The sequence below is a fragment of the Streptomyces sp. NBC_00503 genome (assembly GCF_036346895.1).
Classification (GTDB): domain Bacteria; phylum Actinomycetota; class Actinomycetes; order Streptomycetales; family Streptomycetaceae; genus Streptomyces.
The window spans coordinates 3,857,829-3,872,544 of sequence record NZ_CP107855.1; the positions used below are offsets into that span (position 1 = coordinate 3,857,829).

Below are 14,716 nucleotides of genomic sequence, written 5' to 3' on the forward strand. Positions count from 1 at the left end.
CATAAGCCAGCCATGGCCAAACTCATGCTGCACGGCGATCTGGACCACCCGGCGACCCTGAGCGTCGCGGACCTGCGGGACTGGGCACAGCACCGGGCCGCGGTCACCTTCGACTGCGCGACGAACGGTCCGCAACACCACGTGTTCGAGGGCCCGTTGCTCCGCGAGGTCATCGCGGACGCGGGTCCGGCCTTCGACCCCCGCCGCCGCAAGGACCGTTCGCGGTTCCTGCTCGCGGTGAGCGGCGGCGACGGACACCATTCGGTGCTGTCCTGGGCCGAGTTGGACGGCGACTTCGGCGACAGCCCGATCCTGCTGGCGACCCGCCTCGACGGCGAGGACCTCGACGAGGCGGGCGCACAGCTGGTGGTCCCCTCGGACCGGTGCGGGGCGCGCTACGTCAGCGCCGTCACCCACGTGTGGTTCGGCGCCCTGTCCCCACCGAGCCTGGGCCTCTGAAAATCTTTTCCGGCGGCCCCTGTCACACTCACGGGCGGCCACGGGTCAGTGCAGTGAAGCCACACCACACTGACCGCCTAGGAGCCCCCGCCATGAACACCGCAGCCACCGTCGTCGCCGTTGTCGCCGCCGCCATGTCGGCCTTCTCGGGCTACTCGCTCCTGACCCGCGCCTCGTGGGTCGTGGAGCCCCTGGAGGAGTACGGGGTCCCGCGGACCTGGTGGACCCTCCTGGGCCTGGCGAAGGCCGCGGGGGCGCTGGGCCTGCTGATCGGCCTCTTCGTCCCGCTCATCGGGATCGCGGCGGGCATCGGCCTGGTCCTCTACTACAGCGGAGCGGTGATCACCGTGCTCCGCGCCCGCTCGTACAAGCACGTCGCGTTCCCGGTGATCTACATGGCACCGGTGATCGCGGCCTTCGCCCTCGGCTTCGCGGCCTAGTGCCGCGAAGCCGAGGCCCGCAGGCCCCGCAGGGACCGGTCAGGCGAAGGTCGGCATCTCTCCCACCGTCGTGGACATGTCGATCACCGCGAAGGCCGCGCCCTGCGGGTCCGTGAGCGCGGCGAAGCGCCCGAAGGGGCTGTCCAGCGGGCCGAAGTGCAGCATGCCGCCGAGCTCCTGGGTCTTGGCGACCGCCGCGTCGCAGTCCGGGACGCCGAAGTAGACCTGGACGTAGGACGGGATCTCGGGCGGGAACTCGTCGCCCATCTTCATCCGGCCCAGCACCACGTTCTCCGGGCCGCCCAGGTTGAAGACCTTGAAGTCCATGCCGGGCATCTCGGGGTTCTCGCCGGCCTCCATCTGCTGCTCGCCGTACGGGAAGACCTGCGGCAGGAACCCGTCCGTCTTGGCCGCGTCGCGCGTGAACACCTCCGCCCAGGCGTACGCGCCCACCTCACCGGCGGGCTTCTCGAAGCCCTTGTGCTCGCCGGGCTGCCAGACGCCGAAGACCGCGCCGCCCGGCTCCTTGGCGATCGCCATCGTGCCGAAGGCGCCGACCTGCATCGGCTCCATCAGCACCTCGCCGCCCGCGGCCTTGATCTTCCCGGCGGTGGCCGCCGCGTCGGGCGAGGAGAAGTACAGACACCACTGCGAGGCCCCCTCCTGCCCCGGCATCGGCGGGACGACGGCCGCGACGGCCTTGCCGTCGGAGTAGGCCTGCGTGTAGTTGCCGTACTCGCTGCTGGACTCGCCGAAGGTCCAGCCCAGCACCGCGGCGTAGAAGCTCTTGGCGCCCTCCACATCGGTGAACATCGCGTCCACCCAGCAGGGTGTGCCCTCGGGGAATTCAGCCATGATCGATCGACTCCTGTGTCGTGTACGACGTGACCCGTCTCGCCTCCCACGCTAGGTGCGGGGTCTGACAATCGCGCGCGGAGAGCCCGCGCGCGGGACCCTGGAGCCATGGACAAGGACACGTTCGGGGCGGCCACCATCCGGCTCGCCCAGCAGCCCGAGGCCGACGAGCTGCTCGGCCGCAGCCCGCTCGCCGCTCTCGTCGGGATGCTCCTCGACCAGCAGGTTCCGATGGAGTGGGCGTTCTCCGGGCCCTACACGATCGCCCGGCGGCTCGGCTCCGACGATCTGGACGCGCACGCGATCGCCGCCCACGACCCGGAGGCCTTCGCCGCGCTGCTCTCCGAGAAGCCCGCCGTGCACCGCTACCCGGGGTCGATGGCGAAGCGGGTGCAGCAGCTGTGCGCGTACCTCGTGGAGCACTACGACGGGGACGCGGCGGCCGTGTGGGCCGACGCGGCCACGGGCGCCGAACTGCTGGGGCGGCTGAAGGAGCTGCCCGGCTTCGGGGAGCAGAAGGCCCAGATCTTCCTGGCGCTGCTCGGCAAACGGTTCGGGGTGCACCCGAAGGGGTGGCGCGAGGCGGCCGGCGGGTACGGCCCGGCGAACGTCTACCGGTCGGCGGCCGACATCACCGGGCCCGAATCCCTGGCGAAGGTACGGGCCCACAAACAGGAGGCGAAGGCGGCGGCGAAGGCCGCCAAGAGCCAGTGAGCGAACCGGAATTGACGGTTCGACATGGACGCGCCCGGACCTCTGCAATCCCCCGGGGATTGTCAGACCCCCGCCCTAGAATTGTGATCATGACCGAGAACCTGACGCGCGCCACCACCGCCGAATCCATCTCCGACGGCCCCGGCAGCCTCATCACGCTGCTCACCGACACCGCCGAGCTCACCTGCAACACGGCGAGCTTCGAGGTCGGCGCGGCCGGCGCCCCCGTGCACTTCCACACCAAGGCGACCGAGTTCTTCCACGTCACGGACGGCCGGCTCGACGTCCTCGTCGGCGACGAGATACACACCCTCACCAAGGGCGACTTCCTCGCGGTCCCGCCCGGTGTGAAGCACGCCTTCGCCCCGGCCGCCGACAGCACGGCCGAGGTCTTCGTCGGCTTCACCCCGGGCATGGGCCGCTTCGACTACTACCGGCTGCTCGGCCGGGTCCGGGCCGGCGAGGCCACCGTCCAGGACATCATCGACAGCCAGCCGGTCTACGACAACCACTACGCGGAGAGCGCCGCCTGGGCCGACCGCCTGAAGCGCAGCGCGGACGCGTAGACCTCGTCGGCGTCGAGCCTGCGGAGCTCCTCCGCGATCAGCTCGGCGCTGCTGCGGATCTTCAGGGCCACCTTGCGGTCGGGGCTGCCCGGCAGGAGCAGGGTGGCCAGGATCCCGTCGGGGCGGTCCACCTCTATCTCCCCGCCGGCGGTCGTCATCCGGACCCGGGTGATGACCGGTCCCGCGGTGGCCACCCGCTCCACCGGAACCCCGAGCCGGTCCTCCAGCCAGCGGGCCAGCAGTTCGGAGCTCGGATTGCCGGGCTCGCTCTCCACGGCCGCGGCCGTCACCGGGAGCGGCTTCTGGTCCAGGGCGGCGGCCAGCAGCGAGCGCCACGGCGTCAGCCGGGTCCAGGCGAGGTCGGTGTCCCCGGGCGCGTAGGCCGAGGCCCGCGCGTCGAGCGTCGCGACGGGGTCGTCGGCCGCCTCCGCATCGGTGATGCGCCGCTGCGCGAGGGCTCCGAGCGGGTCCAGGGCCGGTGCCTCGGGAGCATCGGCGGGCCACCAGGCGACGACGGGGGCGTCGGGCACGAGGAGCGGGAGCACCACGGAGCCGGCGTGCTCGTTGAGGGTGCCGTGCAGGCGCAGCAGGATGATCTCCCCGGACCCGGCGTCGGAGCCGACCCGCAGCTCGGCGTCGAGCCGGTTCTGCCGGAGCCGGTGCGGGCCGCGCGCCGTGCGCTTGATGACCACGATGATCCGGCAGGGGTGCTCGCGCGAAGCCTCGGAGGCGGCGCGGACGGCGTCGTAGGCCCCCTCCTCGTCGGTGGCGACGAGGAGGTTGAGCACGAGCCCCATCGTCTGGCTGCCGATGGCCCGGCGGGCGTCGAGCAGGGCCCGGTTGACCTTGCTGGAGGTGGTGTCGGTGAGTTCGGTCCGCATACCCCGAGTCTCGCAGCCCTGGCGACCCGCCGGTACGCCTTCCGCCACCACCGGGCCACCGCCCGACCACGGCGCCGCACCACTTCGAGCCCCGCCCCTTGAAGCCCGACCACGGCCAGGTCAGCGCCGCTTCCTGGCCGTCCCGAAGATCGACCGCGAGATCTCCCGCCCCAGCTGCGTCCCGATCGACCGGGCCAGCGAGCGGAACAGCCCGCTGCCCACCACCTGTTCCGCCAGTGACGGGTCCGGCTTCGGCGCGTTCCGGGCCGCCACGGCCGCCGCCTTCTCCGCCTTCGCCGCCTCCGCGGCAGCGGCCGCCGCCTCCGCTTCGGCCTCCGCGGCCGCCTGCTCCGCGCTGATCTTCTCGTACGCCGATTCCCGGTCGACCGGCTCCGCGTACCGCGAGTAGAGGAGCGAGGCCTTCACCGCCTGGTCCAGGGCCGCCGCGTCGATCGGGCCCATCAGGGACTGCGGGGCGCGCAGCCTCGTAGCGGCCACCGGGGTCGGCGCACCGTTCTCGCTCAGCACGGTGATCACCGCCTCGCCGGTGCCCAGCTGGGTCAGCAGCTCCTCCAGGTCGTACGCGGAGTTCGGGAAGGTCTTCACCGTCGCCTTCAGCGCCTTCGCGTCGTCCGGCGTGAACGCGCGCAGCGCGTGCTGGACCCGGTTGCCGAGCTGCGCCAGCACGTCGGCCGGTACGTCCTTCGGCGTCTGGGTCACGAAGAAGACGCCGATTCCCTTGGAGCGGATCAGCCGCACCGTCTGGGTGATCGCTTCGAGGAATGCCTTGGAGGCTCCGTTGAACAGCAGGTGTGCCTCGTCGAAGAAGAAGACGAGTTTCGGTTTGTCCAGGTCCCCGACTTCCGGAAGGTCCCCGTACAGATCGGCCAGCAGCCACATCAGAAAGGTGGAGAAGAGCTGTGGTTTGTCCTGGACCGCCGGAAGCTCCAGTACGGAGACCAGCCCGCGCCCGTCCGCCGCCGTTCGGAGGAATTCGCTCGTGTCGAATTCGGGCTCCCCGAAGAATTCCGCGGCGCCCTGCTGTTCGAAGGCGGTCAGGGCCCGCAGGATCACCCCGGCGGTCACCGTGGACAGCCCGCCGATTCCCTTGAGCTCCGGTTTTCCCTTGTCGGACACGAGGAAGGCGACGACCGCCCGCAGGTCCTTGAGGTCGATGAGCTCCAGGCCCTTGGTGTCGGCGTAGTGGAAGATCAGCCCCAGCGACTGCTCCTGCGTCTGGTTGAGCTGGAGCACCTTGGACATGAGGACGGGTCCGAAACTGGTCACGGTGGCCCGGAGCGGGATGCCGGGCCCGATCCCGCCCAGCGAATAGAACTCGCTGGGGAATCCGGAGCCCTCCCATTCCTGGGCCACGGCCTCGGCCCGTTCCTCGATCTTCGCGTTGCTCGCGCCCGGCGCGGAAATGCCCGAGACATCGCCCTTGATGTCCGCGAGGAAGACCGGAACCCCGTTGGCGGACAGCTGCTCGGCGATGAGCTGGAGCGTCTTGGTCTTTCCGGTGCCGGTGGCTCCCGCGACCAGCCCGTGCCGGTTGAGCATGGACAGCGGGATGCGGATCTGCCGCTCCGGCAGGCAGGCCCCGTCCCAGAGCAGGGCCCCCAGATCGAGCGCGGGTCCGGTGAAGGCGTACCCGGCGGCGATCTGGCCTGCCGGGGACGCGGGGTCGGTGCTCTCGCTCATTCATCACTCCCGATATAGCGCTGTTTGCCACCTTTGCACCGTCATCACAAGGCTGCGCCCGCAGGCACCGGCCCGGTAGGCTTTCCGTGTGATCTTCAAGCGCATCGGAAACAGGCGGCCGTACCCCGACCACGGCAGGGAAACCACCCGGCAGTGGGCGGATGTCGCCCCGCGCCCGGTCCGGCTCGACCAGCTGGTGACGACCAAGGGCCAGCTCGACCTTGAAACGCTGCTCGCCGAGGACTCGACCTTCTACGGGGACCTCTTCGCCCACGTCGTGAAGTGGCAGGGCGACCTCTACCTGGAGGACGGGCTGCACCGCGCCGTCCGCGCCGCGCTCCAGCAGCGCCAGGTCCTGCACGCGCGCGTCCTCGAACTGGGCTGACCCTCCGACCTGGAACGACGCGCCACGGAGCGGCGCGAGACACGCCGGGAGCACCCCGCGCCGACGGCCCCGTAGGGCCCCACCGGGCGCCGGTTGCGTCCCGGTTGCGCCTTTCGGGTCGCCCTTGCCCTATGAACAGATGATTCGGTGGGCATCGGCCCCGGTCGGCATTACGCTGCGCACATGAGCATGCTCACTCCCCCTGGCATGGGCGGAAAGTACCGCGTGACGGGGGCGGCTTACCCCCGCATGGCCCGCCCGCGACGCCGCCGCCGGATCGTCCTCCTCGTGCTCGGATCGATCGTCGGGCTCGCCCTGATCGCTTACGGGGCCATGCAGCTCATCGACGTGTTCCGCGGCGACTCGGGCAAACATGGCGCCGCGGCCGCCGCCAAGGACTGCGCGACCCCGGCCCCCAAGGCCGGCCCCGCGGCGGCGGCCTCCACCGCCCCGCAAGTCGCGCTCCCGCAGCCCGGCCAGATCACGGTCAACGTCTACAACGCGACCCCGCGCGCGGGCCTCGCCAAGGCGGTCGGCGACGAGCTCAAGAAGCGCGGCTTCGCCATCGGCAAGGTCGGCAACGCCCCCGCCGACTTCGACAAGAAGGTCCCGGACGCCGGGATACTGGTCGGCTCGCCGCAGACCGACAAGGCGGTCTTCTCCGTGCTCGGCACCAACCTGGCCGGGGCAGCGCACCAGACCGACACCCGCGAGACCGCGGACATCGACCTGATCCTCGGGGACGCCTTCAAGGAGCTCACTCCGAAGGAGGAGGCGGACAAGGCGCTGGCCGTCCTGGCCAACCCGCAGCCCGTGCCCGCCAAGAAGTGCTGAACCCCTGAGCCCGAAACGAACAGCGAACGGCGAAGGGCCGGCTCCGAGGAGCCGGCCCTTCGCCGTTCGCCTTGTTCCGCCCCACGGGGCTATTCGGCCGAGCCGTACATCCGGTCGCCCGCGTCGCCCAGCCCCGGCACGATGTAGCCGTGCTCGTTGAGCCGCTCGTCCACCGCGGCCGTCACCACCGTCACCGGGGTGCCCGCCAGCTCGCGCTCCATGACCTCGACGCCCTCGGGCGCGGCCAGCAGCACCACCGCGGTCACATCGTCCGCGCCGCGCTTGATCAGCTCCTGGATCGCCGCGACGAGCGTGCCGCCGGTGGCCAGCATCGGGTCCACCACGTAGACCTGGCGGCCCGAGAGGTCCTCCGGCATGCGCGTCGCGTACGTGGAGGCCTCCAGGGTCTCCTCGTTGCGGACCATGCCCAGGAAGCCCACCTCGGCGGTCGGCAGCAGCCGCACCATGCCGTCGAGCATGCCGAGACCGGCGCGCAGGATCGGGACGACCAGCGGGCGCGGGTGGGAGAGCTTCACGCCGGTGGTCGGGCCGACGGGGGTGACGATGTCGGCCTGCTCCGTGCGGACGTCCCGGGTGGCCTCGTACGCGAGCAGGGTGACCAGCTCGTCGGCGAGGCGCCGGAAGGTGGCGGAGTCGGTGCGCTTGTCGCGCAGGGTGGTGAGTTTGTGCGCCACCAACGGGTGATCCACGACCTGCAAACGCACAACATCCTCCAAGACTCAGCTGCCCGGTTTTCCACCTGCGACCGCACAGGTGCGACCGCTCTGCCCGCGACCGCACCACCTGCACATACGGGCGCAATCGCGCGCCCCACACCCAAAAGGCTACGCGCTGTGCCCACCCCTTCGTGCCGGAAGCGGCGGCCGCGCCCCGAAACCCCTGGAGATGCGACCCGCCCGGACCCCCAGCACTCTTGGTTGATGAGCAATCCCATGGTGGTCGCGGCGGTAGACGGATCCGAACACAGCCTCAAGGCCCTGGAGTGGGCAAGGGCCGCGGCGCTACGCCACCACACGGGGCTCCTCGTCGCCCACGTGCTGCCCGACAGCGCCCAGCTCTACGCGGCACGCCGATCGTCGCTCAAGGACAGCCACGAGCCGCACGAGGTCCCCGACCCCGTCAGCGAACGCATACGGGCCGTCCTGGCCGAAGGGCGCCCGCTGCCCTCCGAGGTCCACTACGAGTCCCTGGAGGGCTCCGTCCCGGAAGCCCTGCGGGCCATCGGCGAGGGCGCCCGGATGCTGGTGATGGGCTCCCGCGGCCGCGGCGGGTTCGCCGCCCTGCTGCTCGGCTCCAACAGTCGCGCCGTGGCCACCAGCGCCCCGTGCCCGGTCGTCGTGGTCGCGCACGAGGAGCGCGGGGTCGAGGTCGCGGCCCAGCCCTCCGCGGGCCGGGTGGTGCTCGGACTGCACGCCTCGGAGACGCCCGACAACGTACTGGACTTCGCGTTCGCGGAAGCCGCCGCACGGGGGACGACCGTCCAGGTGGTGTCGGCGTACAGCATCCCGCCGTCGCCGACGACGGTGATCGACAGCCCGTTCGCGGTGATCCCGCCGGAGGCGCTGCTGGGGGAGGACGAGAACGCGGTCCCGGCCGAGCGGGAGATGCTGCGCTCCCAGACGGAGCGGCTGGCGCCGTTCCGCGCCAAGTACCCCAAGGTCCCCGTCGAGCAGGCGGCGGTGCCCGGGGACGCGGCGGGACGGCTGGTCGCCACCTCGAACTCGGCGGCGCTGGTCGTCGTCGGCCGCCACCACCCGCGCCGGCACATCCGGTCCCTGATGATCGGCTCCGTGGCGAACGCCGTGCTCCAGCACGCCCACGGACCGGTGGCGGTGGTCCCGACGCTGACGGAATCCGACTGAACCCCGACCGCACTGCGACCGGACTCGGACGGAACCGGCACCCAAAGCGCACTGAGCTGGGACGGAAGGTGGCATCAAACGGCCGGTCCGGGGGAAGGTGGGGTGCGGGGGGCGGACCGGACCGGACCATCCAGGGGCGGTGACCCATGCCCGACGACGACCACGAGACACCGGAGACCACGGCGCAGCGCAGAGCACGGCGCGCGCAGTTCCTGCGCGACCTGCACGAGGCCCGGGAACTGCGCGACCGCGTCCAGCCCAGACGGGCCCGCGCGGCCCGCATGCGCCAGCAGATGCGCATGCGCACCTTCCGCTGGTGACCGCCCGTCCGGGGCCTCGGGGCGGGCTCTCCGCGGGCCCCGACCGGGCCCCGACCGGGTCCGCGGAGAGTCCCGTACAACACGCGCGGCCAGCGCCACGCTGCGGAACACCTCTCGCAAAGCCTCCGTTTCTGCCACGATGCCGATTGGGCGGGGCACGAACGGCGAGCACGACGGCCGTTCGACCCCTCACCCACCTCCGGCCGGGGGGACCTCCAACCGGCACGCCTATGACCAGTGGGAGAGTCACGGTGTATTTCGCCGCACTGCTCGCGCGCACCGAAGACGGGTGGGAAGCGAGCGACCTGGAACTCGACGACGTCGAGTCTCTGAGTGATCTGATCGATCTCGCCCGTTCCGCCGCTGTCGACGACGACACGGTGGTTGCCCTCATCGAACAGGAGGACACCTGGTTCGGGGTCGTCCGCGTGGACGGCGAGGAAGACCCGCGCTTCTACGTGTCCAACGCCTCCGCCGCCTCCCGCAGCTCCTACGGCTCGATGCTGACCGACGAGCTGCTCGGCAAGGACGAGGAGGACGACGAACTCGACGAGCTCGACCTCGACGGCACCGAGGACGGCGAGGACGAAGTCATCGCCTCGTACTCGGACGACAACCCCGGTGAGGACGGTGAGGACGACGGGGAGGACGACTCGGACGACGAGGTCCGGGCCGGCGCCGAACCCGTGCCTTCCGGCCCGCTCGGCGACCCCCGGCTGCTCGACGACCTAGGGGTGAGCCACAAACAATTGATGACCCTGGACGGCGACGCGCTCTCGGAGATCGCCGACTCGCTCGGCGCCACCGAGGTCCTGGAGGCCGTCCGCTAGTGATCCCCGCGCACCACCACACCACGCACGCACCCGATCCCGTACGGGACCCGTGGCGGGACTCCATGCGCCTGGCGCTCCAGGAGGCCGCGCGGGCGGTGCCGGCCGGCGACGTGCCGGTCGGCGCCGTCGTGCTGGGCCCGGACGGGGAACTCCTCGCCACCGGGTACAACGAGCGCGAGGCCACCGGCGACCCGACGGCGCACGCCGAAGTACTGGCGCTGCGCCGGGCGGCCGCCGCGCTCGGCGAGTGGCGGCTCCCGGGGTGCACCCTCGTGGTGACCCTGGAGCCGTGCGTGATGTGCGCGGGCGCGCTCGTGCAGTCGCGGGTGGCCCGGGTCGTCTACGGGGCCTCCGACGAGAAGGCGGGCGCCGCCGGATCGCTCTGGGACCTCGTACGGGACCGCCGGCTCAACCACCGTCCCGAGGTGATCGGCGGCGTGCTCGCGGGGGAGTGCGCGCGGCAGCTGACGGACTTCTTCCGCGATCTCTGAGCGCGCCGTCCCGCTCCCGGGGGAACGGATTTCAGAGCACGGGTCTCCTTGGGCTAAGCTCTCTCTCGGTAGCGTGTCCGAGCGGCCGAAGGAGCACGCCTCGAAAGCGTGTGATGGTGCAAGCTATCCGTGGGTTCAAATCCCACCGCTACCGCTCTGAACGAGAGCCCCGCCCCGCAAGGGTCGGGGCTCTCGTCGTTCCTCCGCCGGTCCCGGACTCGTTCCGCACTGGTCCGGACGTGTGCCTTGTGGGGGACGTCCGCGTGACCGCCCGCCCCCTCGGCCGTTGTCACGGCATGACCAAGACCCGGCGCATGCTCGCCGCCATCGCCCTCGCGGGGGCCGCCGCTGGCCTCGCGGCACCCGCCGCCTCCGCCGCCCCCATCTCCCCGCTGACCCTCCCGGACCTGCCGACGGCCGCTCCGGGGATGCCTGCGGGGGCCACGCCGGCCTCGGTGCAGGAGATCGGCGGCCAGGTCTCCGCAGGCGCTAACCAGCTCAACCAGCTGATGGAGCTCCCGAACCAGCTCGCCCCCGTGATCGCCCCCGTACAGCCGATCACCGACCTGGCCGGCGGCCTGGAGTAGCGGAAAACACGAAGAAGGCCCCGACCGGAGTCGGGACCTTCGACGGTTGGGACGGGGGAAGTGGCATCGGGGGGACAAGCCACTTCCCCCGATGAGGACGGAACCTGCCAGTCCAAGCCGCAGTCAGGGGGGAAGCTTGCGGCTCGGACCCCGCAGTGAGGTCCTGTCCCTCGCTCACCGATTTCCTGCCAGAACCGGTGGGCTCGTGTTCAAGTCTGCGCTTCCGCCCGCCCCCGGCACACCGGCAAAGGGCCTGGACCGCCGGGCCATTGGTCCTTAAAGGACAGGTGAGTGTTCGAACACGACCGGTTAGACTCACCCGACCTTGCAGGACCGGTTGGGGAGGCCGACAGCGCACGTGGATACCAAGAAGCTGATCTCGGGCGCCCTCACCGTCTTCGTCCTCTTCGTCATCATCACTCAGCCCACGAAAGCCGCCGACATGGTGGGAATCGGCTTCCAGGGACTCTCGGATGCCGCGACGGCGATCGGCGAGTTCATGACCGAACTGGTGCGCTGAACCCGTACGCTGAAGCGGTTTCCGGACTTTCCCGGCCCCCCACTCCGACGGGTGGGGGGCTTTTTGCGTTCCCGCAGACGGACCACAATGCCCCGATATGCCCAACTTGCCCTCAACACGGCAATATACGGTGCTTGCACACAGTGCACATGTCTTGTGATGCTATGACCGCTTTTGACGGATGAGTTGATGACGTGACGTGAAGGGGTGGCGTGACCGTGCCGGCCAGTACTGCGCCTCAGGTGCCGCCCCAGCAGGAATCCCAGCTGGACTCGCAGCAGAGCCCGCACCGGGACCCGCTCCCGGCCCCCCACCGGGACCCGATCCCGGACCAGCTCCCGGACCAGCACCGGGAGCCGCAGCACCCGCAGCCCCCGCAGGACTGCGCGGCCCCGCAGCAGGAATCCCACGTACCGCCCCAGCAGGAGGCCCCGGAAGAGCCCCCGGCGGCCCCGAGGCCGCCGAGCCGGGGCGCCGACACCCGGGCCCTCACCCAGGTGCTGTTCGGGCAGCTGAAGGAGCTGGAGCCGGGCACCGGGGAGCACACCCGGGTGCGCGGGGCCCTCATCGAGGCCAACCTCCCGCTCGTCCGCTACGCGGCGGCCCGCTTCCGCAGCCGCAACGAGCCGATGGAGGACGTGGTCCAGGTCGGCACGATCGGGCTCATCAACGCGATCGACCGCTTCGACCCCGACCGCGGGGTGCAGTTCCCGACCTTCGCGATGCCGACCGTCGTGGGCGAGATCAAGCGCTACTTCCGCGACAACGTCCGCACCGTCCACGTCCCGCGCCGCCTCCACGAGCTCTGGGTCCAGGTCAACGCCGCCACCGAGGACCTCACCACCCTCCACGGCCGCACCCCGACCACCCCGGAGATCGCCGAGCGGCTGCGCATCGGCGAGGACGAGGTCCTGTCCTGCATCGAGGCCGGCCGCAGCTACCACGCGACCTCCCTGGAGGCCGCCCAGGAGGGCGACGGGCTCCCGGGGCTGCTCGACCGCCTCGGCTACGAGGACCCCGAGCTGGCCGGGGTCGAACACCGCGACCTCGTCCGTCACCTCCTCGTACAACTGCCCGAGCGCGAGCAGCGGATCCTCCTCCTGCGGTACTACAACAACCTGACGCAGTCGCAGATCAGTGCCGAGCTCGGCGTCTCCCAGATGCACGTCTCCCGGCTGCTCGCCCGCAGCTTCGCCCGGCTGCGATCCGCAAACAGGATCGAGGCCTAACCGGATCGAGTGGAGATCGTTCTACGCGGTTCGGGGCAGAGCAGGATTTTTCCGTCCTAGAGCAGGCCTAACGCGTTCTGTCGCTGGAGATACATGTCGACATGGCGCTACAGCGTGTTGCCGACATGTGACATTCTGCTGGAACCGCGTTTGCCGCAGCCCCGCCTCCGGTATTCAGGTGGAGGCTGCGTTCCTCCGACGGGCGCGCAGAGAAGCGCGACCGTCCGCGACCTCAAGGGGGTGGCATGTCCGTAGACCAGGGCAGCTCACAGGTACTCACGCTCGTCAAGCAGCGTGAGGCGCCGGCAGTGTCCCACCGCTCGGAAGCCATCGACACCCGGATCGACACCCGCACCCTCTCCCGCTCCCTCTTCCACCGGCTCGCCGGCCTCGACGCGGACAGTCCCGAACGGACGTACGTACGCGACACCCTGATCGAGCTGAACCTCCCCCTGGTGCGGTACGCCGCGGCCCGCTTCCGCAGCCGCAACGAGCCGATGGAGGACATCGTCCAGGTCGGCACCATCGGCCTGATCAAGGCGATCGACCGCTTCGACTGCGAACGCGGCGTGGAGTTCCCGACGTTCGCGATGCCGACGGTCGTCGGTGAGATCAAACGGTTCTTCCGCGACACCTCCTGGTCCGTCCGCGTCCCGCGCCGGCTCCAGGAACTGCGCCTGGCCCTCACCAAGGCCAGCGACGAGCTCGCCCAGAAGCTCGACCGCTCGCCGACCGTGCCGGAGCTCGCCGCCGTGCTCGGGGTCTCGGAGGAGGACGTGGTCGACGGCCTCGCCGTCGGCAACGCCTACACCGCCTCCTCGCTCGACTCGCCCTCTCCCGAGGACGAGGGCGGCGAGGGCTCCCTCGCGGACCGGCTCGGGTACGAGGACACCGCACTGGAGGGCGTCGAGTACCGCGAGTCGCTCAAGCCCCTGCTGGCCAAACTCCCGCCCCGGGAGCGCCAGATCATCATGCTGCGCTTCTTCGCGAACATGACGCAGTCGCAGATCGGCGAGGAGGTCGGCATCTCCCAGATGCACGTCTCCCGGCTGCTCACGCGCACGCTCGCGCAGCTCCGCGTCGGCCTGATCGGCGAATAGCGGCCCCCGGCCGACCTGTGCGGCCGGGGACAATCTCCCGCACCCGCTTCACAATTGACGAGGCGTCAGCAAAACTGCCCGGATGCGAAAGGCATCGCGGTCAGCCGCCCTCCTCACCCTGTGCTGCACGGCTGCCGCCGCCGCCCTCACCGGCTGCGGCGGCCCGGCGCGCGAAGGCTACGTGGCCGTGGGCGCGGCGGCCGCGGTCCCCGAGCGGGGCGCGGGCGAGAACGTCGCGCCGCAGGGCCGGGTGGAGTTCCAGCCCCTCCCGCCGGCGACGCCCGGATCCACCGCATCCTCCAGCAGTACGTCGACCGGTACTCCGGGGTCCGAGCCCCCCGGCGGCTCCGCCCCGGGCGGAGCCACGACCGACACCCCCGGCGGCTCCGACAACCGGCCCGGCACCACACCCGGTGCGATCCCTCCCACCAACGGGAGCGGCACACCCGGATCCACCACCAGCCCCGGCCCCGGCACTGGATCGGGCACCGGCGGCGGCTCCGGCACCGGCACTCCGACCAAGCCCGGCACCGGCGGCGGCAGCAGCCCGGCGCCGCCTCCCGCTCCGGCCACGGCGGCGAAGCTGAGCGTCGGCGCGCCGACCCGTACCGCCGCGGCGGACCGCTGGTGCGAACAGGTCACCGTGTCGTTCACCAACACCGGGGGCACCGCTGCCCGTTCGGGCACGGTCGGCTTCGCGACGCACATCATCGGCGCCCTGGGCGTCGACTGGGCCACGATCACCTCGACGCAGCCCCTGCCGGCCCCGATCGCCGCGAACACGACGAAGACGCAGACCTACACGGTCTGCGTCGAGTCCTGGCGCGTCCCCCTGGGCATGCGGGTGGAGACCCAGAAGGTCACGGCCACCTGGAGCTAGCACTCCGGCGCCGCCCGACCCTGCTCGGCCGCGCCCTG

19 protein-coding genes and 1 tRNA gene are annotated in these 14,716 nt (G+C 71.1%); 16 read left to right on the forward strand and 4 right to left on the reverse strand.

Annotation, left to right across the window (positions count from 1 at the left end; all coding sequences use genetic code 11):
- Nucleotides 1-12 precede the first annotated feature (12 nt).
- Nucleotides 13-459, forward strand: a complete 447-nt coding sequence (locus OG490_RS18005; protein ID WP_330297315.1) for a molybdopterin-dependent oxidoreductase — start codon at nt 13-15, stop codon at nt 457-459.
- Between the two features lie 92 nt (nt 460-551).
- Complete coding sequence (locus OG490_RS18010) at nt 552-899, forward strand: DoxX family protein (protein WP_330297316.1); 348 nt, start codon at nt 552-554, stop codon at nt 897-899.
- Between the two features lie 39 nt (nt 900-938).
- Here the strand turns inward: OG490_RS18010 and OG490_RS18015 are convergent, their stop codons facing one another.
- Nucleotides 939-1,754 carry a VOC family protein gene (locus OG490_RS18015; RefSeq protein WP_330297317.1) on the reverse strand — a complete coding sequence of 272 codons (816 nt, stop codon included), beginning with the start codon at nt 1,752-1,754 and terminating at the stop codon, nt 939-941.
- Nucleotides 1,755-1,862: 108 nt separating this feature from the next.
- Between OG490_RS18015 and OG490_RS18020 the strand changes: the two genes are divergently transcribed.
- Both OG490_RS18020 and OG490_RS18025 read left to right on the forward strand, forming a co-directional pair.
- Complete coding sequence (locus OG490_RS18020; protein WP_330297318.1) at nt 1,863-2,468, forward strand: HhH-GPD-type base excision DNA repair protein; 606 nt, start codon at nt 1,863-1,865, stop codon at nt 2,466-2,468.
- An 89-nt stretch (nt 2,469-2,557) separates the two neighbouring features.
- Nucleotides 2,558-3,034 carry a cupin domain-containing protein gene (locus tag OG490_RS18025; protein WP_330297319.1) on the forward strand — a complete coding sequence of 159 codons (477 nt, stop codon included), beginning with the start codon at nt 2,558-2,560 and terminating at the stop codon, nt 3,032-3,034.
- Here OG490_RS18025 and opcA read toward each other — a convergent pair.
- On the reverse strand, nt 2,980-3,915 hold the full coding sequence (opcA, locus tag OG490_RS18030) for a glucose-6-phosphate dehydrogenase assembly protein OpcA (RefSeq protein WP_330297320.1): 936 nt from the start codon (nt 3,913-3,915) through the stop codon (nt 2,980-2,982). The genes OG490_RS18025 and opcA overlap by 55 nt on opposite strands.
- Nucleotides 3,916-4,035: 120 nt before the next feature.
- On the reverse strand, nt 4,036-5,616 hold the full coding sequence (locus tag OG490_RS18035; protein WP_330297321.1) for a helicase HerA-like domain-containing protein: 1,581 nt from the start codon (nt 5,614-5,616) through the stop codon (nt 4,036-4,038).
- Between the two features lie 88 nt (nt 5,617-5,704).
- On the opposite strand from OG490_RS18035, the gene OG490_RS18040 reads away from it, so the two are divergent.
- Both OG490_RS18040 and OG490_RS18045 read left to right on the forward strand, forming a co-directional pair.
- Nucleotides 5,705-6,001, forward strand: coding sequence for a type II toxin-antitoxin system VapB family antitoxin (locus OG490_RS18040; RefSeq protein WP_112446725.1), 297 nt, complete (start codon nt 5,705-5,707; stop codon nt 5,999-6,001).
- A 183-nt stretch (nt 6,002-6,184) separates the two neighbouring features.
- On the forward strand, nt 6,185-6,835 hold the full coding sequence (locus tag OG490_RS18045) for a LytR C-terminal domain-containing protein (protein ID WP_330297322.1): 651 nt from the start codon (nt 6,185-6,187) through the stop codon (nt 6,833-6,835).
- An 89-nt stretch (nt 6,836-6,924) separates the two neighbouring features.
- Here OG490_RS18045 and upp read toward each other — a convergent pair whose 3' ends face one another.
- The gene (gene upp / locus OG490_RS18050; RefSeq protein WP_330297323.1) at nt 6,925-7,560 is read right to left on the reverse strand and encodes a uracil phosphoribosyltransferase; all 636 of its coding nucleotides are present in this window, start codon (nt 7,558-7,560) and stop codon (nt 6,925-6,927) included.
- A gap of 216 nt (nt 7,561-7,776) precedes the next feature.
- On the opposite strand from upp, the gene OG490_RS18055 reads away from it, so the two are divergent.
- The 10 genes from OG490_RS18055 (at nt 7,777) to OG490_RS18100 (ending at nt 14,678) form a co-directional block, all read left to right on the forward strand.
- Nucleotides 7,777-8,718, forward strand: coding sequence for a universal stress protein (locus OG490_RS18055; RefSeq protein ID WP_330297324.1), 942 nt, complete (start codon nt 7,777-7,779; stop codon nt 8,716-8,718).
- A gap of 146 nt (nt 8,719-8,864) precedes the next feature.
- Nucleotides 8,865-9,038, forward strand: coding sequence for a hypothetical protein (locus tag OG490_RS18060; RefSeq protein WP_330297325.1), 174 nt, complete (start codon nt 8,865-8,867; stop codon nt 9,036-9,038).
- Nucleotides 9,039-9,289: 251 nt separating this feature from the next.
- Nucleotides 9,290-9,868, forward strand: a complete 579-nt coding sequence (locus OG490_RS18065; protein WP_330297326.1) for a tRNA adenosine deaminase-associated protein — start codon at nt 9,290-9,292, stop codon at nt 9,866-9,868.
- Between the two features lie 65 nt (nt 9,869-9,933).
- Nucleotides 9,934-10,362, forward strand: coding sequence for a tRNA adenosine(34) deaminase TadA (gene tadA / locus OG490_RS18070; protein ID WP_330300967.1), 429 nt, complete (start codon nt 9,934-9,936; stop codon nt 10,360-10,362).
- A 67-nt stretch (nt 10,363-10,429) separates the two neighbouring features.
- Nucleotides 10,430-10,516 (forward strand) — tRNA-Ser (locus OG490_RS18075).
- Nucleotides 10,517-10,625: 109 nt separating this feature from the next.
- Nucleotides 10,626-10,949, forward strand: coding sequence for a hypothetical protein (locus OG490_RS18080; protein ID WP_330297327.1), 324 nt, complete (start codon nt 10,626-10,628; stop codon nt 10,947-10,949).
- A 358-nt stretch (nt 10,950-11,307) separates the two neighbouring features.
- Nucleotides 11,308-11,469 carry a hypothetical protein gene (locus OG490_RS18085; protein ID WP_330297328.1) on the forward strand — a complete coding sequence of 54 codons (162 nt, stop codon included), beginning with the start codon at nt 11,308-11,310 and terminating at the stop codon, nt 11,467-11,469.
- 218 nt (nt 11,470-11,687) lie between these two features.
- Nucleotides 11,688-12,698, forward strand: coding sequence for an RNA polymerase sigma factor SigF (locus OG490_RS18090; RefSeq protein WP_330297329.1), 1,011 nt, complete (start codon nt 11,688-11,690; stop codon nt 12,696-12,698).
- Between the two features lie 245 nt (nt 12,699-12,943).
- Nucleotides 12,944-13,798: an RNA polymerase sigma factor SigF gene (locus OG490_RS18095; protein WP_330297330.1), complete on the forward strand. Its 855-nt coding sequence runs from the start codon at nt 12,944-12,946 to the stop codon at nt 13,796-13,798.
- Nucleotides 13,799-13,880: 82 nt separating this feature from the next.
- Nucleotides 13,881-14,678, forward strand: a complete 798-nt coding sequence (locus OG490_RS18100) for a hypothetical protein (RefSeq protein WP_330297331.1) — start codon at nt 13,881-13,883, stop codon at nt 14,676-14,678.
- Nucleotides 14,679-14,716: the final 38 nt, after the last annotated feature.